The sequence below is a fragment of the Pseudomonas sp. Y3 TE3536 genome (assembly GCF_053629175.1).
This window is the reverse complement of record NZ_JBRJHU010000001.1, coordinates 381,226-403,249: the sequence shown is the minus strand read 5'-3', so window position 1 is coordinate 403,249 and position 22,024 is coordinate 381,226. Positions and strand designations below refer to the sequence as shown.

Below are 22,024 nucleotides of genomic sequence, written 5' to 3'. Positions count from 1 at the left end.
TAAAGGTGTAAGCAGTTTTTTCAGACTAACGCGAGCAAGGTTGATCCTTGCCATACAGCGGCCATTGCTTTTAGCCGTACAGTCGCCAACTATTGGGCACGAATGCGCAACTGCATGGGAGGGGAGGGGTGATGTACAAGGTCTATGGCGATTACCAGTCGGGCAACTGCTACAAGGTCAAGCTGATGCTGAGCCTGCTGGGCCGGCCGTATGAGTGGCACCCGGTGGATATTCTAAAAGGCGAAACCGAGACGCCTGAATTTCTGGCGATGAACCCCAATGGCAAGGTGCCGGTGCTGGAGCTGGAAGACGGCACGTACCTGTGGGAATCCAATGCCATTCTCAACTTCCTCGCCGACGGCAGCGAGTTCCTGCCCACTGAGCCGCGGTTGCGCACGCAGGTCTTGCAGTGGCAGTTTTTCGAGCAGTACAGCCATGAGCCGTATATTGCCGTGGCGCGGTTCATCCAGTTTTACCTGGGGTTGCCGGATGATCGGCTGGAGGAGTACCGCAAGCTGCACAAGGGCGGGTACAAGGCGCTGAAGGTGATGGAGCGGCAGTTGCAGATGACGCCGTATCTGGTGGGGCAGCAGTATTCGATTGCCGACGTGGCGTTGTATGCCTACACCCATGTGGCGCAGCAGGGTGGGTTCGACCTGACGGATTACCCGGCGGTCAGGGCCTGGCTGGAGCGCGTGGCCAGCCATCCGCGGCATGTGCCGATGGTGGGCTGAGCCTATTCGACTAGCCCGGGCGCGATTCCCGCCTGGGCGCGATTCCTTGCCTGGCGCAATTCCCCGCCTGGGCGCGATTCCTTGCCCGGGCGCGATTCCCCGCCTGGGCGCGATTCCTTGCCCGGGCGCGATTCCCCGCCTGGGCGCAATTCCTTGCCCAGGCGCAATTTCTTGCCCAGGCGCAATTTCTTGCCTTGGCACAATTCATTGTAGGAGCAGCCTTGTGCTGCGAAGAGGCCGGTGCAAGCCACAGAGATATCCTCAGCCTGCACCGGCCTCTTCGCAGCACAAGGCTGCTCCTACAAGTACAAGGTCAGCCAGAGAAGTACAACGTCAGCCGAAGAAGAAGGTCAGCCGAAGAAGTACAAGGTCGGCCGAAGAAGTACAAGGTCGGCCGAAGAAGTACAAGGTCAGCCGAAGAAGTACAAGGTCAGCCGAAGAAGTACAAGGTCGGCCGAAGAAGTACAAGGTCAGCCGAAGAAGTACAAGGTCAGCCGAAGAAGTACGAGGTCAGCCGAAGAAGTACAAGGTCAGCCGAAGAGGTACAAGGTCAGCCCAAGCGGTGCCAGGTCAGGCGAAGCGCTTGTCCAGGTAGGCAATGATGGCCTTGGACTCATACATCCAGCTCACCTTGCCTTCTTCCTCGATGCGCAGGCACGGCACTTTCACGCGGCCACCGCCTTCCAGCAGCGCCTGGCGATGCTCCGGGTCGTTCTTGGCGTCACGCAGCGCCACTGGCACGTTCAAGCGGTGCAGGGTGCGGCGGGTTTTGACGCAGAACGGGCAGGCATGGAACTGGTACAGCGCAAGGCCATTGGCCGCTTGCTCGACACGCGCCTGGGCGGCGGCATCGCGCTTGCGCTTGGCCGGGCGGCTGATCCAGTCGCCGAACACGATGAGCTGGCCGAGGCCAACCCGCAGGGCTTTGACGATCATGGGCAACTCCTGAAAAGAAAAAGCCGACCCAGCAGGGTCGGCTCAGGGTAACCAGCCAATCACTTGATCAGGCTGAGGAACTCACTGCGGGTGGCGGCGTTGGCGCGGAATTCGCCCAGCATCACCGAGGTGATCATGCTCGAATTCTGCTTCTCGACACCGCGCATCATCATGCACATGTGCTTGGCTTCGATGACCACGGCCACGCCAGCAGCGCCCGTTACCTTCTCGACCGCTTCGGCGATCTGGCGGCTGAGGTTTTCCTGAATCTGCAGGCGGCGTGCGTACATGTCGACGATGCGTGCCACCTTCGACAGGCCCAGCACCTTGCCCTTGGGCAGGTAGGCCACGTGCGCCTTGCCGATGAAGGGCAGCATGTGGTGCTCGCACATCGAGTACAGCTCGATGTCCCGGACCAGTACCATCTCGCTGTTGTCGGAGGTGAACAGCGCGCCGTTGGTGACTTCTTCCAGCGTCTGCTCATAACCGCGGCAAAGGTACTTCATGGCCTTTGCAGCCCGCTTGGGCGTGTCGAGCAGGCCCTCACGGGAGACGTCCTCGCCGATCTGGCTGAGAATCTCGGTGTAGTTCTGTTCCAGGGACATGTATCTACCTGTGGGAAAAATCGCAAAAACGAAGGGTACGGCGGCAAGGGCGGCGCTGCAAGCGCGGCGTTACTCGTCGCGTCCTTCGAGCATGGTTCGTTTAAGCATCACATACACCGCGCCGGTGCCGCCATGGCGCGGGTTGCACGAGGCAAAACCGAGCACTTGCGGGTGCTGGCGCAGCCAGGTGTTGACGTGACTCTTGATCATCGGGCGCTTGCCGTCGAGGCGCGCGGCCTTGCCGTGGGTGACGCGGACACAGCGCACTTCCAGCTTGGTGGCCTCGGCGATGAAGTCCCAGAGTGTTTCACGGGCTTTCTCGACGGTCATGCCGTGCAGGTCGAGGCTGCCCTCGAAAGCGATCTGGCCGAGTTTGAGTTTGCGCAGCTGGGTTTCCTGCACGCCGTCACGGCGCCACATCAGTTCGTCTTCGGCGCCAACGTCGATGACGAACTGGTCGGACATGCCGTCGATCACCAGTGCCTTGTCGCTGCGCACGGTAGCCGCCTGCCGCAGGCCGGCCAGCTGCTTTCGGTCGGCCTTGGGTTTGCCGACCTCGGCACGGTCGTGCTTGATCGGCTTGACGCCGCGCACTTCGGCATGGAACAGGGAAAAGTCGTCGTCTTGCATGATGCCTCCACGTGGGCGGCGTAGTTTACGCGACTGTGGGGCTGTGTGCAGCCTGTGCGGGCCTCTTCGCGGGTAAACCCGCTCCCACAGGTTTCGCGCGGACACTGAACCTTGTGGGAGCGGGTTTACCCGCGAAGAGGCCCGCACAGGCGATACAAGAGAGTCAGTCGTGTTTTTTCATCAAGTGCGGCGACAGGTTCAATTCCCGCCCGCGACGCAGGCGAATACGGCTGCGCCGCCAGAAGCGCACGCCCAGCCACAGCAACAGCAAGCCAGCCCCGGTGAGGATGCTGGCCAGCGGTTTGTTGGCATTGAGTTCTTGCAGGGCCGGGTAATTGCCCAGCAGGCCGGCGATGCCGGCCATGGCCAGCAGCACACCCAGTGTTGCCAGCAAGGCGGACAGGCCGGCAGCCAGGCGTGCGCCCCAATTGCGCGGTTCGCGCGTGCGCAGGCGTTTGGCGTCGAAACTGCCTTTGAGCTTCATTCCGATTTCCTCTGTGGATATCCGGAATTCGACCTGCGCTCGCCCTTTGGGTTCCGCCCGGCTGCCGGGCGGTCGTTACCCGCCCTGGATCAGATCAGGCTGGCGGTAGGGGCGACACAGGCGAAGTTGTCGGCCATCACGGCCATTTCACACTGGTGAATCTGTGCGGCCGGGATGACCCCGTCCTTGAACGCCAGGTCGCGGGTCGCCGAGGCGTCTTCCACCAGGGTGCACCGATAACCATAGTCCTTGGCGCGGCGCACGGTGGTGCTGACGCTGGAGTGGCTCATGAAACCGCAGACGATCAGGTCCAGGTGGCCCAGCGCCTGCAGGGTGTCGTGCAGCTTGGTGTTCTTGAACGCGTTAGGCATGCGCTTTTCGATGACGATTTCGCCTTCGTGTGGCTCCAGCCCAGGGATGAACTGGCCACCGCTGCCTTGTGGGTCGAAACGGCCACCGACAGTGCCCAGGTGACGGACGTGGATGATCGGACGGCCGCTCTTGCGCGCGGCATCGAGCAACCGGGCGATGTTGGCCACGGCCTCGTCCATGCCCGACAGTGCCAGGGGACCACTGAGGTACTCCTTTTGCGCATCGATGATGATCAGGCTGGCGTGGCTCAGCTTGGCCGGCGGGTAGTCGCGGCCAGTGAGGCGGAACATCGTGGTTGGAACGGACATCAAGGGCTCCTTGGAAGGGCTTTTGTATACCTATTGTCCCTTGCCTTGGCGTCAATGGGAATGGTTGACATCGCAAACAGCGTGGTTACTGGCCTGTGGCTACCCTTTGGGGAACGCCAAGGAACAATTGTGCGGGTTGGGCTGTTAGACTTTTGTACGGTCTGAATTAGGAGTACCCCCGTGATCACATCCCGTCTGCGCACGCTGCGCGACTACATTCGCTGGGCGGTCAGCCGCTTCCACGAGCGCGAGCTGTTCTTCGGCCACGGTGCCGACAACGCCTGGGACGAAGCCCGCCTGCTGGTGCTGGGCGCCGTGCACTTGCCATGGGAGGTGGCCGACAGCTACCTGGACTGCATGCTCGAGGACGACGAACGCGTGCGCCTGCAGCACCTGCTCAAGCGGCGTATCGAAGAACGCGTGCCCACCGCCTACCTGCTGGGCGAGGCGTGGTTCTGTGGCATGTCGTTCATTGTCGACGAGCGCGTGCTGGTGCCCCGTTCGCCGATTGGCGAGCTGATCGAAAAACGTTTCGAGCCGTGGCTGGCGTCAGAGCCTGCGCGCATTCTGGACCTGTGCACCGGGTCTGGTTGCATCGGCATCGTCGCGGCCGAAGTGTTCCCCGAGGCCGAAGTGGTGCTGGGCGACCTGTCGTTCGATGCCCTTGAAGTGGCGAACCAGAACATCGAGCGTCACGGCCTGGACATGCGCGTCTACACCGTGCAGGGCGATGGTTTCGATGGCCTGCCAGGGCAGCGCTTTGACCTGATCCTGTCCAACCCGCCGTATGTCGATGCCGAAGATTTTGGTGACATGCCGGCCGAGTATCACCACGAGCCTGAGCTGGGCCTGGCCTGCGGTAACGATGGCCTGGACCTGGTGCGGCGGATGTTGGCCGAGGCGGCTGACCACCTGACCGACAAAGGGTTGCTGATTGTCGAAGTGGGCAACAGCCAGGTGCATGTCGAGTCGCTGTACCCCGAGGTGGATTTCGCCTGGCTGGAATTCGAGCGGGGCGGGCATGGGGTGTTCATGCTGACAGCCGAGCAGTGCCGGCAGCATCAAGAGCTGTTCAAAGCTCGGGTTTGAGTGGGGGCTGCTTTGCAGCCCATCGCCGGCAAGCCGGCTCCCACAGGTTCAGCGCCGTTCTCAAGGCCAGTGCTGCACCTGTGTGGCTTGCCGGCGATGTGGCCGGAACAAGCAACACAAGCAGTTGTTCCCACAGGTACAGTGCCGTTCTCAAGGCCAGTGCTGCACCTGTGGGAGCGGGTTTACCCGCGAAGCAGGCGCCACGGTCTCAGCGAGTAGCAATCCAGATCAGCAGCCCCGCCTGAAACATCGCAAATGCCACCAGGCAGGTGATGGTAAAGCGCAACCCGCCATCTTCACGCCGGTACTTGGCCACCCGCTCATCCCGTTCGCGCAGTTGGCCTTCCATTTCCTGCAGCTGTTGATCGGCCTGCTGCAGCAAGTTGGCCGCATCGAGAATCTCCACCCGCTGCAGACGCTCGCTGCTCCAGGCGCCTTTCAGCTGGCCCACCGTGGCTTCAACGGTACGGCCTTTGAGGTGCTGAGGGTCTTCGTACTCCACTTCGATACCCACCCCGCGCAAGAACTGGTCCCGGCGCAGGCGTGAATCCTCGCTCAGGGCATCCTTGCTCGGCAGTGCCATGCCTTCGACCCGGTAATGCGACCACCTGCGCTGCAACCATTGCACGGCCTGGGCCAGCATGAAGCGGCCGATACCGCGGTTCAGGGGTTCCAGCTGCAGGCCCTGGTCGCTGCCAATGCGCACCAGGCGTTCGGCGTGGTCGACGCGGATATCCAAATGGTTCTGCTCTTTGCGCACTTTTTGCCCCGGCAGCTGGATTTCCATGCGCAGCAGGCTGTGGGCTTTGTCGTGGCGCTCGGCGTAGCCGAACTGCACAAAGCGCAGGGGGCGGGCGCCGGTGGCGCGGTCGGTGGGCAAGGGGGCCAGGCGCAACAACTGGAAGTGTTCGGCGGCAAGGTCGGCCCAAGGCAGCGCGGCGCCGTCCTGGGGTTGTGGCTCGTCGGCCGGCTCTAGGGCGGCGGGGGCAATTGTCATGGGGGCTGTCCTTATGTGCGTACTGGCAGCCAGAGGGGGCACTGCGTGCCCCTTTCGCGACACAAGGCCGCTCCTACAAAAGCGTACGCGATCGCCAGTGTAGGAGCGGCCTTGTGTCGCGAAAGGGCCGCGCAGCGGCCCCAATTCTTGCCGCCATCTACTCTATCGGCAGCCCCGGCCAAGACCTGAGGGTCAGGCCGATGGCAAATGCTGGATGAACGTAACGATCCGCTCCCCCAGCTCACGGGCCAGTGGCAGCTCGGGGTTGAGGTAGCTGTCACGCTGTTCGCTCATGGCCTTGGGGCTGATGCGCAGCATGTGGTTCATGCCATCGATCAGCACCAGTTGCGCATCCGGTTTCGCAGCCTTGAGGCGCTCGGCATCCGTTACGTCGACCTGCACGTCGTTGCGGCCCTGGACGATCAGCGCCGGCATCGGCAATTGCGCGAACGCCGCCGCCGGGTTCTGCCGGAACAGCGAAATCAGGTACGGCTGCACGCTGGGGCGGAACACCTGGCGCAGCGGCGCTGGCACATCCAGGCTGGTCTGCCCAGCCTGCAGGCGGTCGAGCAAGTCACTGCCACGGGCCAATTGGGCGGGCGGCAGGCGCTGGGCCAGCTGCTCGCGCAGTACGTCGGCCAACGGGCGGCCGACGCCGGCCAAGGTGATCACCGCGCTGGCACCTGCCTGTTCGGCGGCGAGGCTGGCGATCAGCGCGCCTTCGCTGTGGCCCACCAGAATCAGCGGGCCGAACCGCGGGTCGGCCTTGAGCTTGTGGCTCCAGGCAACCACATCGGCGACATAGCGCTCGACGCTGAGGTCACGCTCATCGGGCGTGGCCGGCTGGCTCGCGGCCACGCCGCGCTTGTCATAACGCACGCTGGCAATGTGGTCGTTGGCCAGCACCAGAGCCAGCCGCTTGAGGTTGTCGATACGCCCCGTGGCCGGGTTGTTGCCGTCTCTGTCGGTGGGGCCGGAGCCCGCGATGATCAACACCACCGGGGGCGGCGTGGCCTGTTGTGGCAGCAGCAGGCTGCCGTGCAGTACGCCCTGGCCGGTGTCGAGGTCGATGGGGCGCTGCAAGACAGTGGGGGAGGCGGCCTGGGCGAGGCCAGCACAGAGCATGAACAACAAGGCGACGAGGCGCGGCATCATGGGGTACTACGGTGGGGAGATGTCGGTTTGACCCAATGTTTGTGGGAAGGTTCGGTGGGTAGTTGCCTGTGCTGGCCTCTTCGCGGGTAAACCCGCTCCCACAGGATTACCCCTAGCCTGAAAGCAGTGATATTCCTGTGGGAGCGGGTTTACCCGCGAAGAGGCCCGCACAGACAACCAATCCCTCGGTATTTTTCCGTATACTGCCGCTTTCGTTCACCTCAGGCAGACTCGCGGAGCGTCCATGTCCGGCAATACCTACGGCAAGCTGTTCACTGTCACCACCGCAGGCGAAAGCCATGGCCCGGCGTTGGTCGCCATTGTCGATGGATGCCCGCCGGGCCTGGAGATCTCCCTGGCCGACCTGCAGCATGACCTCGATCGGCGCAAGCCTGGCACCAGCCGGCACACCACCCAGCGCCAGGAGCCGGACGAGGTCGAGATCCTCTCCGGTGTGTTCGAAGGCCGCACCACCGGCTGCTCGATCGGCCTGCTGATCCGCAACACCGACCAGAAGTCCAAGGACTACTCGGCGATCAAGGACCTGTTCCGCCCGGCGCACGCCGACTACACCTACCACCACAAGTACGGTGAGCGTGACTACCGCGGCGGCGGCCGCAGCTCGGCCCGCGAAACGGCCATGCGTGTCGCGGCAGGTGCCATCGCCAAGAAGTACCTGGCCACTCAGGGCATCACCGTGCGTGGCTACATGAGCCAGCTGGGCCCAATCGAGATTCCGTTCAAGACGTGGGAGTCGGTCGAGCACAACGCCTTCTTCAGCCCCGACCCGGACAAGGTGCCGGAACTCGAGGCCTACATGGACCAACTGCGCCGCGACCAGGATTCGGTCGGGGCGAAAATCACCGTCGTGGCCGAAGGCGTGATGCCAGGCCTGGGCGAGCCGATCTTCGACCGCCTCGACGCGGAACTGGCCCATGCGCTGATGAGCATCAACGCAGTCAAGGGCGTCGAGATTGGCGCTGGCTTTGCCAGTGTCGCCCAGCGCGGTACCGAGCACCGTGACGAGCTGACCCCGGAAGGGTTCCTCAGCAACAACGCCGGCGGCATCCTGGGGGGGATTTCCTCGGGCCAGCCGATCGTTGCGCACCTGGCGCTGAAGCCGACCTCCAGCATCACCACGCCGGGGCGTTCCATCGATGTGGAGGGCAACCCGGTGGACGTGATCACCAAAGGCCGTCATGACCCCTGTGTCGGCATCCGCGCCACGCCGATCGCCGAAGCGATGATGGCCATCGCCCTGATGGACCACCTGCTGCGCCACCGCGCACAGAATGCCGACGTGAAGGTCAGTACTCCGGTGCTGGGCCAGCTTTGATTCGTCAGTGCCGGCCTCTTCGCGGGTAAACCCGCTCCCACAGGTACTGCGCTGCCCTCAGGGCCTGCACCTAACCTGTGGGAGCGGTTTTACCCGCGAAGAGGCCGGCACAGGCAACAACCAATCTGGCTGAGCCCCCATGCCCCCAATCCCCTACTGGCGCCTGTCCAGCTTCTACCTCTTCTACTTCGCCCTGCTGGGCTCCACAGCCCCCTTCCTGGCGCTGTACTTCGACCACTTGGGTTTCTCCCCGGCGCGCATCGGCGAGCTGGTGGCCATCCCCATGCTGATGCGCTGCGTCGCCCCCAACCTGTGGGGTTGGTTGGGCGATCGCACCGGCCAACGCCTGCTGATCGTGCGCCTGGGCGCCTTGTGCACGCTGGCCAGCTTCGCCCTGATCTTCTTCGGCAAGAGCTACGCCTGGCTGGCGCTGGTCATGGCCCTGCACGCGTTCTTCTGGCACGCGGTGCTGCCGCAATTCGAAGTCATCACCCTGGCGCACCTGCACGGGCAAACCGCCCGCTACAGCCAGGTCCGCCTGTGGGGTTCGATCGGTTTCATCCTCACGGTGGTGGGCTTGGGGCGCTTGTTTGAGTGGCTCAGCCTGGACATCTACCCGGTCGCCCTGGTGACGATCATGGCGGGCATCGTCCTCGCCAGCTTGTGGGTGCCCAATGCCCAGCCGCTGGAGCAGGGCGAGCGCAGCGGGGCGGGCGGCTTTTTACAGCAACTGCGGGCACCTGGGGTAATCGCGTTCTATGCGTGCGTGGCGCTGATGCAGCTCAGCCATGGGCCGTACTACACCTTCCTTACCCTGCACCTGGAACACCTGGGCTACAGCCGCAGCGCCATCGGCCTTTTATGGGCACTGGGGGTGGTGGCCGAGGTGCTGGTGTTCATGGCCATGAGCCGCATTTTTGCGCGGTTTTCCGTGCAGCGGGTGTTGTTGGCCAGTTTTCTGCTGGCGTCTTTGCGCTGGCTGCTGCTCGGCAACCTGGCCGATGACCCGGCGGTGCTGGTGCTGGCCCAGGTGATGCACGCGGCCACCTTTGGCTGCTTCCATGCCGCCTGCATCGCTTTCGTACAGGCCAGCTTCGGCGCTCGCCAGCAAGGCCAGGGCCAGGCGTTGTACGCGGCGTTGTCTGGCACCGGCGGTGCGCTGGGTGCCTTGTACTCGGGCTACAGCTGGAAACTGCTGGGGCCGACCTTCACCTTTGGTATGGCCAGCGCCGCAGCCTTGGCCGCAGCCGTTATCATTGCCCTTTGTTCGCAATCGACCAGGACCCGCCACTGATGAGTACCCTCAGCGTTTTCCACCCGTCCAGCCCAGGCCTGCCGAACAAGCTGCTGACCCACCACGACGACATTGCCGCGACACTGGCCGAGCAGGGCGTGCGTTTTGCCCATCACCCGCTTGCGCTGCGGGTTCGCCCTGGCAGTTCAGAGGACGAGGTGATGGCAGCTTGCAGGGAGCACCTCGACCAGTTGATGACCGGCCACGGCAGTGCGGCCTTCACACTGCTCAACCGTGACGGGGTGGACCCGGCACAGGCGGATGTACGTGACGAGCATGTGCATGACGCCGAAGAGGTGTTCGCGGTCGTTAGCGGGCGGGCGCAAGTGGGTTTGCGGTTGGGCGAGTTCGTGTATTCGGTGCTGTGCGAGAAGGGCGATCAGCTGGTGGTGCCGGCAGGGACGCGGCGCTGGGTAGAGCTGGGCGAGACGCCGTTCTGCCTGGCGTTGCGGTTATTTGGCAGTGAGCAGGGGATGCAGGCGCGGTTGACCGGGGATGAGACTGCCCGGGCGTTTTTAGGGATCGACGAGTTGTAATGCTTGGGCGGGCCTCTTCGCGGGGCAAGTCGGACCGCCGCACCGCCGCTCCTACAGGTCAGTGGTATTCCTGTGGGAGCGGCGGTGCGGCGGTCCGACTTGCCCGCGAAAAGGCCGGTGCTGGCAATCAACGATAGGTCGGCAAGGCAAACCGCTGCTGGCTCTGCAGCATCGAAATCACCGGCAGCTCGCTTGCCTGTTCAGCCAGGTCGCGACGGATGGCGCTGATCGCCCAGGACAGCTGCTCGGCGCTGTGCAGTTGGCCGTAGGTCAACACGCGGCGGGTAACCTTGCCATCAGCGGCGCGCAGGGTGAGCAAGACACCACCATCGGGGCGGGGCTGGGTTGCGACCTGGTAGGCCGAAAACACCGAGACGAACTTTTCCTGGATGAGGTCCATATCAACTCCTGACTGTTGTGTGGCAGACGTGAGTTGATGGTTGCAGTGACCGTGCCAGAAATTGATTAAGTTAAAAATCCTTTAAATTCAATGGCTTACGATGCTGTTGTAAGGATCTCTTCGTGCAACCTGCAAGGTCGTGCATTTTGCACAGTGCATTTTGCACGGCCTGCCGGCCAGCTATCGGCCCGATAGAATCTGAACCTTTGACCGCATGGCCTTGCCTGACAAAGACTTGGGCAACCATTTTTGCCAGGAGGTTCAACATGTCCACCGTCCAACCCTCGCCTGCCGCCATGACCGATGACGAAACCGCGGCCTTCGCCGAGCAGGTGTTCGAACGCGCCCGCCAAGGTGACGCCCCGATGCTTGAGCGGTTGCTTGCCAGTGGCCTGCCTGCCAACCTGCGCAACCACAAGGGCGACACCTTGTTGATGCTGGCCTGCTACCACGGCCACCATGACGCGGTGCGCGTGCTGCTGGAGCACGGCGCCGACCCATTGATGGCCAATGACAATGGACAACTGCCAATCGCTGGCGCCGCGTTCAAAGGCGATCTGGGCATGATCCGCTTGCTGCTGGAGCATGGGGTGCCGGTCGATGCCGCCGCGCAGGACGGGCGCACCGCGCTGATGCTGGCGGCCATGTTCAACCGCAGCGAGATCCTCGACTACTTGCTGGCCCAAGGTGCCGACCCGGCACACCAGGATGCCCGCGGCGCCAACGCGCTGATGGCCGCGCAAACCATGGGCGCGGCAGACGCCGTGGCGCGCCTGGAGGCGCTGGCCGGCTAACTGTTCGGGGGCGTTTGCGGCTATCCTTGGCGACTTTTCACCGGTCGCAGGCCCCCCTTCATGAAAAACCAATTGCTCGAACTCATCACCCTCATCGGCGCCGGTTGCATGCGCGATGAAGACATCGAGCGCATCGCCGACGAGGCCGCCCAGGCCTACGCCGACCCCGTCGCCTTCCTGGCGGCCAACCCGGACATCAACTACGACGACACTTTCCCCATCCCGTTGGGGGAGTGGATCGTGCTGGGCAGCCTGCCGGACACCGTGCTGTTCCAGGCTGACAGCTATCAGGACCTGTTCCAGAACATCGCCGACTCGTTCGACAAGAGCGTGCCGTTCACCCTCAAACCCAAGCAGCTGGCGCGCACCGAGCCACTGACCGCGCTCAATCGCATCCAGGTGCAGATGGGGGCGTTGAACAAGGAGGCGGGGGGTTATGTGCTGCTGAACTTCAGCCAGTTGCTGGATGATGAATTGCAGATGGTGATGGTCGGCCAGCATGACCTGGCACGGGTGCTGGAGCTGGGGGCTGAGGTGGGGATCAAGACCGAGCCGGCTTTGGAGGCTTTGAAGGTCGCGGTTCACGTCTGATTTTTCGGTTGGCTGTACCGGCCTCTTCGCGGTCCGACTTACCCCGCGAAGAGGCCGCTACAGGCAGTCGAAGAACTCAGCCCAGCGCCGTATCCAGAAACATCATCACCCCAAACCCACCCATCAACCCCAGGGTCGCCGCCGTCTGGTGGCCATTGCGATGGGTCTCGGGAATCACCTCGTGGGACACCACAAAAATCATCGCCCCCGCCGCCAACCCCATGCTTATCGGGTAAGCCAAGGCAAAACCGGTGGAAATCCCCAGGCCGATCACCGCACCCAGCGGCTCCATCAGCCCTGAACCCACCGCCACCAACGCCGCCTTCATGTTCGACAGCCCCGTGGCGCGCAACGCCAAGGCCACGGCCAGGCCTTCAGGGATGTCCTGGATGGCGATCGCGCTGGTCAGCGGCAGGCCGATGTTCATGTCGCCATTGGCGAAACTCACCCCAATCGCCATGCCTTCGGGCAGGTTGTGCAGGGTAATCGCCAACACGAACAGCCACACCCGGTTGATGCGCTCTGCCTCTGGGCCGCAAGGGCCAGTGCTCTCGTGCTCGTGTGGGGTGAAGCGGTCCAGGCCCAGCATCAGCAGTACCCCAAGGCCCATGCCCAGCACCACGGTAAACGCCGCCGCCGGGCCGTTGCCGGTGATCTCGCGGGCGGCATCCAGGCCCGGCAGAATCAACGAAAACGAACTGGCGGCCAGCATCATGCCGGCGGCAAAGCCGAGCATCACATCCTGGGTGCGCGCACTCACATCACGCAGCACCACCGCCAGTACCGCGCCCAGGGCGGTGGCGCCAAAGCCGGACAAACCGCCCAGCAGCGCCAGGTGCAGGTTGTCGGCATGGTCGCCATTGACCGCGTTCCACAGGCTTGCCGATAGCAGCACGATCACCGCCAGCAGGCTCAACCCCAGGCCGGCGCTGAGCCAGGGGGTAGTCAGCACCTGTTGCCGCCAGGCGCTCAGCAGCGAGGGTGGGGTGGCGGTTTCGGAATGGGCTGGGGGCATGCGAACCTCGAATCAATGAATACAGGCAGTCTAAGCAAGGACCTGCACGATCGGCCAAGGATTCCCTTCTATCGACGTGATAGCTGGCTATGCTGTGCTGCAACGTCTTTGCAAGGGAGTAGCGGCATGGGGTCTACATTCAATAGCCTGGTTGGCCTGATCATTCTGGCCCTGGATATCTGGGCGATCCTCAATGTGATCAAAAGTGGCAGCGAAGTGGGCATCAAGGTGCTGTGGATTCTGCTGATCGCGCTGCTGCCGGTGATAGGGCTGGTGATCTGGGCAATTGCCGGGCCCAGGGGCAATGTGCGGATCTGATAGCGGACATAAGCAGAAATGCGGCCGTGACAAAATTTTCACATTGGTTTAAACAGAATCCGCACCCGCACAATGCTGCGTTGGTATTAACCTTCGCCATCTCCGCAAACCCGCAATCCTAGGACTTTCCCATTCATGGCTAACACGGATGCCTTGAAACAGGGCGCGCGAGCGTCGTTCGCGCCGACCCTGAAATCCCACCTGGCCTACACGCTGCTCAGCGGCCTGGTCATCCTGCTGATGCTCAGCCTCGTGCGCCTGGCGCTGTTGGTCTACAACAGCGACATGATCGGCGATACCCCCTATGCGACTGTCGCCGAAGGCTTCCTGAACGGGTTGCGCTTCGACCTGCGGGTGGTGGTGTACATCAGCATTCCGCTGCTGTTGGCCATTCTCAGCCCTTGGGCCATGGCCCGGCGTGGCGTGTTCCGGCTGTGGCTGACCCTCGCCTCCAGCGTGGTGATGTTCCTCGGCCTGATGGAGATGGACTTCTACCGCGAGTTCCACCAGCGCCTCAACGGCCTGGTGTTCCAGTACATCAAGGAAGACCCCAAGACCGTCATGAGCATGCTCTGGTACGGCTTCCCGGTGGTCCGTTACCTGTTGGCCTGGGTCATTGGCACCTGGCTGCTGAGCCTGCTGTTCAAGGGCGTCGACCGCATGACGCGCGGCGGCCAGCCGACCGGCGCCACCCCGCAGCGCAGCGTAGCGCCGTGGTACAACCGCCTGGCGGTGTTCATGGTGATCCTGCTGGTGGCCGTGGTCGCCGCCCGTGGCACCCTGCGCCAGGGCCCGCCGATGCGTTGGGGTGATGCCTTCACCACTGACTCCAACTTCGTCAACCAGCTGGGCCTGAACGGCACCCTGACGTTGATCGATGCTGCCAAGAGCCGCTTCGGCGAAGACCGCGCCAACATCTGGAAGCCGGTGCTGGACCAGCCGCTGGCTACGCAGACCGTGCGTGAGCAACTGCTGACCGCCCACGACACCCTGGTCGACGCCGACGAAGCTGCGATCCGCCGTGACTTCGTGCCACCGGCCGACCGTACGCTGCCGATCAAGAACGTCGTGGTGATCCTCATGGAGAGCTTCGCCGGCCACTCGGTGGGCGCCCTGGGCAGCCCTAACAACATCACCCCGTACTTCGACAAACTGGCCAAGGAAGGGTTGCTGTTCGACCGCTTCTTCTCCAACGGCACCCATACCCACCAGGGCATGTTCGCCACCATGGCCTGCTTCCCCAACCTGCCAGGCTTCGAGTACCTGATGCAGACCCCGGAAGGCGGGCACAAGCTGTCGGGCTTGCCAGCATTGCTCAGCGCCCGCGATTACGACGACGTGTACGTCTACAACGGTGACTTCGCCTGGGACAACCAGTCCGGTTTCTTCGGCAACCAAGGCATGACCACGTTCATTGGCCGCAATGACTTCGTCAACCCGGTGTTCTCCGACCCGACCTGGGGTGTGTCCGACCAGGACATGTTCGACCGTGGCGCTGAGGAGCTGGCCAAGCACGACGGCAAGAAGCCGATCTATGCGCTGCTGCAGACCTTGTCCAACCACACGCCGTACGCGTTGCCCAAGGACCTGCCAGTGGCGCCTGTGACCGGCCAGGGCCGCCTGGACGAGCACCTGACGGCCATGCGTTATTCCGACTGGGCGTTGGGCCAGTTCTTCGAGAAGGCGCGCAAAGAGCCGTACTTCAAGGAGACCCTGTTCGTCATCGTCGGCGACCACGGCTTCGGCAACCACCAGCAGGTCACCGAGCTGGACCTGGGCCGCTTCAACGTACCGCTGCTGCTGATTGCCCCGGGCATCCAGGAGAAGTTCGGTGCGGTCGACCACACCGTCGGTACCCAGGTCGACATCGTGCCGACCATCATGGGCCGTCTGGGTGGCCAGACCCGTCATCAGTGCTGGGGCCGCGACCTGCTCAACCTGCCTGAGGGCGACCAGGGCGTGGGCATGATCAAGCCGTCGGGCAGCGAGCAGATCGTGGGTTTGGTGCAGGGTGACCGCATCCTCATCGAGTCCAAGGACATGAGCCCGCGCATGTACCGCTACCAGTTGGGCAGCGAGTTCAAGGCCGAGCTGATCGAAAGCCCGGACCAGCCGGAAATGCTGAAAAAGCTTGAAGCGTACATCCAGACGGCGACCAAGAGCCTCTTGGACAACACCGCTGGCGTCGTGCACGGCACGCCGAAGTAACCCCCAGCAGGCGCGCCTAGTGTCCCCGTCAGGCGCGTCCGCTGTCCCCGGCACGCGCGCCTGTCATCACCGGCTGCCGCGTCTATCATCGCCGGCTGCCGCGTCCGTTGTAGGAGCAGCCTTGTGCTGCGAAGAGGCCAGTGAAAGCACCGTAGATCTTTGGTGTTTACACTGGCCTCTTCGCAGCACAAGGCTGCTCCTACAAGGGCCACCGCAAAACCCTGCCAATTGAAGGGCCACTGCAAAACCCTACCAATTCAAGGGCCACCGCAAAGCCCTGCCAACTGAACAAATCCCCCCGCCCAAGGTCAAGCTATACAGGCGCCACACACCCGGCGTTCTTCAGATCGAGGGCTCGTTCCATGAAAGAGTGGGAAGTCATCTTTGCCGACCAGAAAGGCGAACCGACGTCATTGCGGCTGCGGGCTGAACATTGCCCCAGCGAAGAAGACGCGGCCCGTGCCATTCGCTCGCACTTGTTTCCGGTCATGGATGAATTGGACCTCAACGACTTCCAGGACCGTGCACCATCCCCCACGGCGCGCTGGCTCAAAGAGCAAAATGGCGTAACCATCACCCGTATCCAGGAAGCGTCCTGAAGCTTGCGTTGACGTGGTGCCCACGCAGGCACTACGCTGGACCCAGGTGCCGGCCTATTCTGCGGGTCGGCACCCATAACATTCGCGTCTTGCATCAGCTCTATACAACTCGATCTGCCCGGCACCGCCGGCAGGTACGTAGTGCCCGGAAAGTCTATCCATTGCATTGCAGGAGGACGATTCATGAGCAGCCAGAACGACGATATCAGCAGCAATGTCCTGCGCCAGATGAAAGCTGGCGGTTTTGACTTCACCCGCATCCACCCCATCGAGTTCTACGCAGTATTCCCTGATGAAGCCGGCGCGCGACGGGCAGCCGGGCAATTCCGTGGCGAGTCCCTCAACGCCCAGGTACGCGAACGCAAAGACGGCGCCTGGCACCTTGAACTGAGCAAGGTCATGTATGCCACTTATGGAGGGATTGGCGACTTCGAAGAAACGTTCGAGCAACTCGTTTCACCGTACGGTGGCGAGGTCGAAGGATGGGGCGTCAAGCAAGAGCGACTGTGCGCCTGACCCTGACTCACCCACTGCCGCTCCACAGGCTTATGCACCTCCCTGTAGGAGCGGCCTTGTGCCGCGAAGGGCCGCCAAGCGGCCCCAACCTCTCAGGGCTTACGCCCCGCCATATGCCCCAGATAAGCCAGTAGCGCATCCAGCTCCTGCTCGCTCAACACAGCCTCTGTAAACCCCGGCATCTTCGCCTGCGGCCACGTTCGAAGGCTTTGCGGGTCACGGATCAGCTTGCGCAAAAATGCCGGCTGGAAGTACTCGGTAGGGTTATGCGGCAGGTTCAAGTCCGGCCCAAACTGGGCATCACCCGCGCCATTGAGGCGGTGGCAGGCCAGGCAGTTCTGCTGGAACAACGCAAACCCCTGGCGCACCGGGTCATTGGCCGAGAGCTTCGGGTCTGGCAGCAGTGCCGGAAAACGCTGCTCCACCGAGGCCAGGCGGCGGATGCTGGCGATCTGGAACGGCCACTGCTCCGGGCGGATGCCGCTGGCCTGCGGTGCTGTCCAGACCAGGTAGAACGGCCCGGCGCTCGGCTTGCCTTTGCCCAACGCGGGCCACGGTTTGGCCGGGTCTTCGACGGCCAGCCAGGCACGCGCCGGCCCTTGCTGCAGCAGCGGCGCGGCAGGCATTTCGGCAGCAAAACCATCCAGCGCGACGGCTTGCAGGTGGTCGTTCGCACCCACGCCCTTCAGCAGCACAGCCAAGGGGACGGCGCGATACTGCATGGGGCGCTTATAGGAAACGTCCTGCTCGATGCTGATGTCGCGCGCCTGCGGGTGGGCTAGCAGCTCGGCGCTGCTCCACTGGCGCGACGTGTCGCCCAGCTCAAGGTGCAGCTGCGCAGCCGACACTGGCAGGCTCAAAAGCAGGGCGAGTAGGGCAAGGCAGTGGCGCATGGGGAATCTCCGACCTTCAAGGCCGGCAGGTTACATGCGCGCTGCCTGTTGACGCCACAGCCACCGTCAGCCGAACAAACGTGTCAGGTTCGGCAGTATCAGCAATAGAGTCGTGGCGAAGAGAATGAGCCCTGCTTGGCGTATTTTCGATTGTCTGAACATGGCGGACCGCCTTCTTGTTGTTATTCCTGAATACCCGTTGGCTTCCCTGTCGCGTTTCGGGTCGATCGCAGTGGCGTAAGTTGACGCCTGTTCTGCTTGCCTCTTGAAAGTCGATATACAACCAACAGTAGGGTGCGCGTCATCCATGTTTGAGAACCCTTTGTTCTAATTGTAAGGTTGGTTAATTTCATTGGGTTATGAGGCCAATGGCCAGCGGGCTGGCATGCTCTCGCTAGACAGTGGCGTTACTGCAAACGACACGCCGGCAAAATATGACCGTTCGTCAGTGCGGCCTACTTGCTTGTACGTGCCTTTCGCGGCAGTCTCTACAGCAGATTCCCACCCATGTCGTTCAGGACTATTTCTATGTCGTTACGCATCTGCATCCTGGAAACCGATGTCCTGCGACCGGAGTTGACGGCGCAGTACCACGGCTATGGCAGGATGTTCGAGCAGCTGTTCTCGCGTCAGCCGATCGCCGCCGAGTTTCGCGTGTACAACGTGATGAACGGCGACTATCCCGCCGACGATGAAATGTTCGATGCCTACCTTGTGACGGGCAGCAAGGCCGATTCGTTCGGTTCCGATCCCTGGATCCAGACGCTCAAGGCTTACTTGTTGAAACTCTACGCACGGGGCGAGAAGCTGCTGGGCGTGTGTTTTGGCCATCAACTGCTGGCCTTGACCCTGGGTGGTAAGGCCGAGCGCGCCGAGAAGGGCTGGGGTGTGGGCATCCACCGTTATTCACTGGCGGCGCATGCGCCTTGGATGGACCCGGAGGTTTCCGAGCTGACCCTGCTGATCAGCCACCAGGACCAGGTCACCGAGCTGCCGGAAGGCGCGACCGTAATTGCCTCCAGCGACTTCTGCCCCAACGCGGCCTACCACATTCGTGACCAGGTGCTGTGCTTCCAAGGGCACCCGGAGTTCGTGCATGACTACTCCCGGGCGTTGCTGGATGCGCGGCAGACGTCGTTGGGGGATGAGGTGTACCACAAGGCCATTGCCAGCCTGGCCACCGAGCACCAGGGCGACCTGGTGGGCGAGTGGATGTTGCGGTTCATTGGGCAGTCGGTGAGTAAAGACAGCGTGGCGTGATGGCCGGGGGCCGCACAGCGGCCCCAACATCAGCGCTGTACCTGTAGGAGCTGGCTTGCCTGCGATGGGCCGCACAGCGGCCCCAACATCTCAAAGCCAACCCGACTTCTTGAAGCTGGCATACAACCCCGCACACCCCAACCCAATCACCCCTAGCACACCAAAGTACCCGTACTGCCACGCCAGCTCCGGCATGTTCTGAAAGTTCATCCCATAAATCCCGGCAATCGCCGTAGGGAAGGCCAGAATCGCCGCCCAGGCCGCGAACTTGCGTTGCACGATGCTCTGGCGCGACGACTCCAGCAACATGCCGATCTCGATGGTCTGGCTGGCGATATCGCGAATGCCGACCAGGTCTTCCATCTGCCGCGTGACATGAATCTGCACATCGCGAAAATACGGTCGCATGTTCTTGTCGATGAACGGAAAGCTCAGGCGCTGCAGTTCTTCGCTCACCTCCAGCATCGGCGCCACGTACCGGCGCAGGCGCAAGATGTCGCGCCGCAGGCTGTGCAGGCGGCGGATGTCATCCTCTTGCAGCGAACCGCCCAGCACGCTCTGCTCCAACTCTTCGATTTCGCCATGGATCGCTTCGCTGACCGGCTGGTAGTTCTCGGTCACGAAGTCGAGCAGCGCATACAGCACGAAATCCTCGCCATGCTCCAGCAGCAGCGGCCGTGCCTCGCAGCGTTGGCGCACCAGGGCGTAGGATTTCGAGTGCCCGTTGCGGCAGGTAATGATGTAGCCATTGCCAGCAAAGATATGGGTTTCGATGAACTCCAGCTTGCCTTCATGACGCACCGGCGAATAGGTGACGATGAACAGCGCATCACCGAAGGTTTCAAGCTTGGGCCGGCTGTGCTTTTCCAGCGCGTCTTCAATGGCCAGCTCGTGCAGGTTGAACTGCCGCTGCAGGTTGGCCAACTCCTCGGCGTTGGGTTCTTCGAGGCCGATCCAGACGAAGTGGCCGGGCTTGCGCGCCCATTCGCTGCCTTCGTCGATGCTGATGTTAGTGACCTTTCTGCCGGCGCTGTACACCGCCGACGCCACGACTCGACCCATGGTTGTCCACTTATTCGATTGAACACCCTTACAGCTTGGGCTGTAAGGGCCCAGAGGGCAACCTAGCGGCGTGCGAGTTCATCTTCCATGCGGTCGATGCACTGCTGCATCTGGCTGCGGCACTGTTCGACCAGGGCGGGGATGTCGCGCTGGCTCAAGCCCGCCGTGGCAATCGGCGGCAGCGAGCGCACGATCACTGTCCGTTGCCGCCAGCTGTTCAGGTTCAAACGCCGGGCATAGCGGCTGACGCACACCGGCACGATCGGCACACCGGCTTCGATGGCCATGTGAAAGGCGCCTTTCTTGAACGCCAACAGGTGGTCTGCCGGGTTGCGGGTGCCCTCGGGGAAAATCCAGATCGATGTATCGTCCTGCAGCACCCGCGTGGTCTTTTGCAGCGCCTTGCGCGCCTGGTAGGCATTCTTGCGGTCGATCAGCACGTTGCCGCCCAGCCAGAACAGCTGGCCGAACAACGGGATCCAACCCAGGCTTTTCTTGCCAATGGCCACGGTGCGCGGCGGCACTGCCTGGCCAATGAGGAACAGGTCGAAGTTGGACTGATGGTTGGCGATGATGACGCAACCGGGCGGGTGATCGAACAATGGGCCGACTTCGGCCTTGACCTTGACGCGCATCAGCCAAGCGGCCGGCACGCTATAAAGCCGGGCAAATACCCGGCTGTTGTCGGGGTTGAAGGGGCGGCACAGGCCGATAATCAGGCCTACAGCGCCAACCACCAGAAAATGCAGGGCCAGCAGGAGCATGCGCAACGAATAAAGCATGGGATGACTCACACCAGATAGTCGCATTCCAGTGTACGACTGTGCACTCAAAGAGGCAAACCTGGGGTGAGTCTGTCGACCTGCAGGGTTAGCCCATGTGGCTCTGATCCAGCTCGATAGCCTTGTCCAGAGCCTCCAGCAGGCCCTTGCGCACCTTCAGCTTGGTGTTTTTGTGCGCCAGCATGTTCAGCTTCTTCAGTTCACGGGCCGCAGCCAGGGCCGCCTCGTGCAGTTGCTCGGCCGGCACCACCTTGTCGAGGAAGCCGGCGTCCAGTGCGCCTTGCGGGTCGAAGATCTCGGCGTTGATCACCGAGCGGTGGAAGGCCGAGCGGCGCAGGCGGTCGCGGGCCAGTTCGATGCCGGCATGGTGCATGGTCATGCCGATCTGTACTTCGTTCAGGCAGACCTTGTAGGGCCCGTCGACACCAATGCGGTAGTCGGCCGACAGCAGCAGGAAGGCCCCTTTGGCCACGGCATTACCGGGGCAGGCGACGATCACCGGGAACGGGTGCGACAGCAGGCGGCGGGCGAGGGTGGAGCCGGCGGTAACCAGGCCTATTGCCTCCTTGGGGCCACTGGTCATGACCTTGAGGTCGTAGCCGCCAGACAGAATGCCCGGCTGCCCGGTGATGATCACCACGGCACGTTCCTGCTCGGCGCGGTCGAGGGCTGCGTTGAAGGCAGTGATGACATCCGGCGAGATGGCGTTGACCTTGCCGTTGTTCAGGGTCAGGGTGGCGATGCCGTCTTCGGCGTGGTAGGTAATCAGCTCGCTCATGGCAGAGTCCTTTTGTTGGCGTGGCGACGACGTTACCCAGCGCCGTGGGCCAGGTAAAGCAGCAAGGCTGACTGGCCGGTCAGTGTTTACCGGGCCTCAAATGCAAATGCATGAAAAATTTGAAAAAAATGCTTGCCAAAGGAAAGGCCTTCCACTAAATTAGCGCGCCTCGACAGGCTGAAAGGCTTGAAGAGAAAACGGTGAAGTGTCCGAGTGGTCGAAGGAGCACGCCTGGAAAGTGTGTATACGAGAAATCGTATCAAGGGTTCAAATCCCTTCTTCACCGCCACATTCTACAAAAAGCCCCCGCGCTGAAAAGCTCGGGGGCTTTT

Annotated in this window: 25 protein-coding genes and 1 tRNA gene; 13 read left to right on the top strand and 13 right to left on the bottom strand. The window is 62.5% G+C overall.

What is annotated here, in order from left to right; translation table 11 throughout:
* Positions 1–131: 131 nt before the first annotated feature.
* Positions 132–734 carry a glutathione S-transferase family protein gene (locus AB7M33_RS01830; protein WP_085273724.1) on the top strand — a complete coding sequence of 201 codons (603 nt, stop codon included), beginning with the start codon at positions 132–134 and terminating at the stop codon, positions 732–734.
* 570 nt (positions 735–1,304) lie between these two features.
* Here AB7M33_RS01830 and AB7M33_RS01825 read toward each other — a convergent pair.
* From AB7M33_RS01825 to AB7M33_RS01805, 5 genes are all read right to left on the bottom strand, one after another.
* Positions 1,305–1,670: a glutaredoxin family protein gene (locus AB7M33_RS01825; RefSeq protein WP_099428579.1), complete on the bottom strand. Its 366-nt coding sequence runs from the start codon at positions 1,668–1,670 to the stop codon at positions 1,305–1,307.
* Positions 1,671–1,729: 59 nt separating this feature from the next.
* Positions 1,730–2,275 carry a GTP cyclohydrolase I FolE gene (gene folE / locus AB7M33_RS01820; protein ID WP_027596006.1) on the bottom strand — a complete coding sequence of 182 codons (546 nt, stop codon included), beginning with the start codon at positions 2,273–2,275 and terminating at the stop codon, positions 1,730–1,732.
* Between the two features lie 69 nt (positions 2,276–2,344).
* Positions 2,345–2,905, bottom strand: coding sequence for a Smr/MutS family protein (locus AB7M33_RS01815; RefSeq protein WP_027596007.1), 561 nt, complete (start codon positions 2,903–2,905; stop codon positions 2,345–2,347).
* Between the two features lie 163 nt (positions 2,906–3,068).
* On the bottom strand, positions 3,069–3,389 hold the full coding sequence (locus AB7M33_RS01810; protein WP_027596008.1) for a hypothetical protein: 321 nt from the start codon (positions 3,387–3,389) through the stop codon (positions 3,069–3,071).
* Positions 3,390–3,478: 89 nt separating this feature from the next.
* On the bottom strand, positions 3,479–4,069 hold the full coding sequence (locus AB7M33_RS01805; RefSeq protein ID WP_027596009.1) for a cysteine hydrolase family protein: 591 nt from the start codon (positions 4,067–4,069) through the stop codon (positions 3,479–3,481).
* 180 nt (positions 4,070–4,249) lie between these two features.
* On the opposite strand from AB7M33_RS01805, the gene prmB reads away from it, so the two are divergent.
* Positions 4,250–5,158 carry a 50S ribosomal protein L3 N(5)-glutamine methyltransferase gene (gene prmB, locus AB7M33_RS01800; RefSeq protein ID WP_027596010.1) on the top strand — a complete coding sequence of 303 codons (909 nt, stop codon included), beginning with the start codon at positions 4,250–4,252 and terminating at the stop codon, positions 5,156–5,158.
* 208 nt (positions 5,159–5,366) lie between these two features.
* Here prmB and AB7M33_RS01795 read toward each other — a convergent pair whose 3' ends face one another.
* Positions 5,367–6,155, bottom strand: a complete 789-nt coding sequence (locus tag AB7M33_RS01795; protein ID WP_238216110.1) for a hypothetical protein — start codon at positions 6,153–6,155, stop codon at positions 5,367–5,369.
* A 192-nt stretch (positions 6,156–6,347) separates the two neighbouring features.
* Positions 6,348–7,310, bottom strand: a complete 963-nt coding sequence (locus AB7M33_RS01790; protein WP_027596012.1) for an alpha/beta hydrolase — start codon at positions 7,308–7,310, stop codon at positions 6,348–6,350.
* Positions 7,311–7,554: 244 nt separating this feature from the next.
* Here AB7M33_RS01790 and aroC point away from each other — a divergent pair, with 244 nt between their 5' ends.
* The 3 genes from aroC to AB7M33_RS01775 all read left to right on the top strand — a co-directional run bounded on the left by aroC (position 7,555) and on the right by AB7M33_RS01775 (position 10,476).
* Positions 7,555–8,646: a chorismate synthase gene (gene aroC, locus AB7M33_RS01785; RefSeq protein ID WP_027596013.1), complete on the top strand. Its 1,092-nt coding sequence runs from the start codon at positions 7,555–7,557 to the stop codon at positions 8,644–8,646.
* 139 nt (positions 8,647–8,785) lie between these two features.
* A complete protein-coding gene (locus AB7M33_RS01780; protein ID WP_265970332.1) occupies positions 8,786–9,940 on the top strand; it encodes an MFS transporter in 1,155 nt (384 codons plus the stop codon).
* The gene (locus AB7M33_RS01775) at positions 9,940–10,476 is read left to right on the top strand and encodes an oxidase (protein WP_265970331.1); all 537 of its coding nucleotides are present in this window, start codon (positions 9,940–9,942) and stop codon (positions 10,474–10,476) included. The genes AB7M33_RS01780 and AB7M33_RS01775 overlap by 1 nt, the downstream gene beginning before the upstream one ends.
* Before the next feature lie 127 nt (positions 10,477–10,603).
* Here AB7M33_RS01775 and AB7M33_RS01770 read toward each other — a convergent pair whose 3' ends face one another.
* Positions 10,604–10,876 carry a DUF3509 domain-containing protein gene (locus AB7M33_RS01770; protein ID WP_027596016.1) on the bottom strand — a complete coding sequence of 91 codons (273 nt, stop codon included), beginning with the start codon at positions 10,874–10,876 and terminating at the stop codon, positions 10,604–10,606.
* A gap of 266 nt (positions 10,877–11,142) precedes the next feature.
* Here AB7M33_RS01770 and AB7M33_RS01765 point away from each other — a divergent pair, with 266 nt between their 5' ends.
* Complete coding sequence (locus AB7M33_RS01765; protein WP_454242339.1) at positions 11,143–11,670, top strand: ankyrin repeat domain-containing protein; 528 nt, start codon at positions 11,143–11,145, stop codon at positions 11,668–11,670.
* A 60-nt stretch (positions 11,671–11,730) separates the two neighbouring features.
* Positions 11,731–12,261, top strand: coding sequence for a hypothetical protein (locus AB7M33_RS01760; RefSeq protein ID WP_027596018.1), 531 nt, complete (start codon positions 11,731–11,733; stop codon positions 12,259–12,261).
* Positions 12,262–12,337: 76 nt separating this feature from the next.
* On the opposite strand, the gene AB7M33_RS01755 is transcribed toward AB7M33_RS01760, so the two are convergent.
* A complete protein-coding gene (locus tag AB7M33_RS01755; protein WP_454242338.1) occupies positions 12,338–13,276 on the bottom strand; it encodes a ZIP family metal transporter in 939 nt (312 codons plus the stop codon).
* A 126-nt stretch (positions 13,277–13,402) separates the two neighbouring features.
* Between AB7M33_RS01755 and AB7M33_RS01750 the strand changes: the two genes are divergently transcribed.
* From AB7M33_RS01750 to AB7M33_RS01735, 4 genes are all read left to right on the top strand, one after another.
* A complete protein-coding gene (locus AB7M33_RS01750) occupies positions 13,403–13,594 on the top strand; it encodes a PLDc N-terminal domain-containing protein (protein ID WP_027596020.1) in 192 nt (63 codons plus the stop codon).
* 135 nt (positions 13,595–13,729) lie between these two features.
* Positions 13,730–15,802 carry an LTA synthase family protein gene (locus AB7M33_RS01745; RefSeq protein ID WP_265970299.1) on the top strand — a complete coding sequence of 691 codons (2,073 nt, stop codon included), beginning with the start codon at positions 13,730–13,732 and terminating at the stop codon, positions 15,800–15,802.
* Positions 15,803–16,164: 362 nt separating this feature from the next.
* The gene (locus AB7M33_RS01740; protein ID WP_099428586.1) at positions 16,165–16,401 is read left to right on the top strand and encodes a hypothetical protein; all 237 of its coding nucleotides are present in this window, start codon (positions 16,165–16,167) and stop codon (positions 16,399–16,401) included.
* A 183-nt stretch (positions 16,402–16,584) separates the two neighbouring features.
* Complete coding sequence (locus AB7M33_RS01735; protein ID WP_027596023.1) at positions 16,585–16,917, top strand: ribonuclease E inhibitor RraB; 333 nt, start codon at positions 16,585–16,587, stop codon at positions 16,915–16,917.
* Positions 16,918–17,009: 92 nt separating this feature from the next.
* Here AB7M33_RS01735 and AB7M33_RS01730 read toward each other — a convergent pair whose 3' ends face one another.
* The gene (locus AB7M33_RS01730; RefSeq protein WP_454242337.1) at positions 17,010–17,810 is read right to left on the bottom strand and encodes a c-type cytochrome; all 801 of its coding nucleotides are present in this window, start codon (positions 17,808–17,810) and stop codon (positions 17,010–17,012) included.
* A gap of 528 nt (positions 17,811–18,338) precedes the next feature.
* On the opposite strand from AB7M33_RS01730, the gene AB7M33_RS01725 reads away from it, so the two are divergent.
* On the top strand, positions 18,339–19,070 hold the full coding sequence (locus tag AB7M33_RS01725) for an amidotransferase (RefSeq protein WP_454242336.1): 732 nt from the start codon (positions 18,339–18,341) through the stop codon (positions 19,068–19,070).
* 90 nt (positions 19,071–19,160) lie between these two features.
* Here AB7M33_RS01725 and AB7M33_RS01720 read toward each other — a convergent pair whose 3' ends face one another.
* The 3 genes from AB7M33_RS01720 to AB7M33_RS01710 form a co-directional block, all read right to left on the bottom strand.
* Positions 19,161–20,132 (bottom strand): magnesium and cobalt transport protein CorA, encoded by a 972-nt coding sequence (locus tag AB7M33_RS01720; protein ID WP_027596026.1) that lies wholly within the window; start codon positions 20,130–20,132, stop codon positions 19,161–19,163.
* 62 nt (positions 20,133–20,194) lie between these two features.
* Entirely contained in the window at positions 20,195–20,914 is a 720-nt protein-coding gene (locus tag AB7M33_RS01715) for a lysophospholipid acyltransferase family protein (protein WP_027596027.1), read from the bottom strand.
* Between the two features lie 88 nt (positions 20,915–21,002).
* Positions 21,003–21,692, bottom strand: a complete 690-nt coding sequence (locus AB7M33_RS01710) for a crotonase/enoyl-CoA hydratase family protein (protein WP_027596028.1) — start codon at positions 21,690–21,692, stop codon at positions 21,003–21,005.
* A 199-nt stretch (positions 21,693–21,891) separates the two neighbouring features.
* On the opposite strand from AB7M33_RS01710, the gene AB7M33_RS01705 reads away from it, so the two are divergent.
* Positions 21,892–21,981 (top strand) — tRNA-Ser (locus tag AB7M33_RS01705).
* The last annotated feature ends 43 nt before the right edge of the window (positions 21,982–22,024 follow it).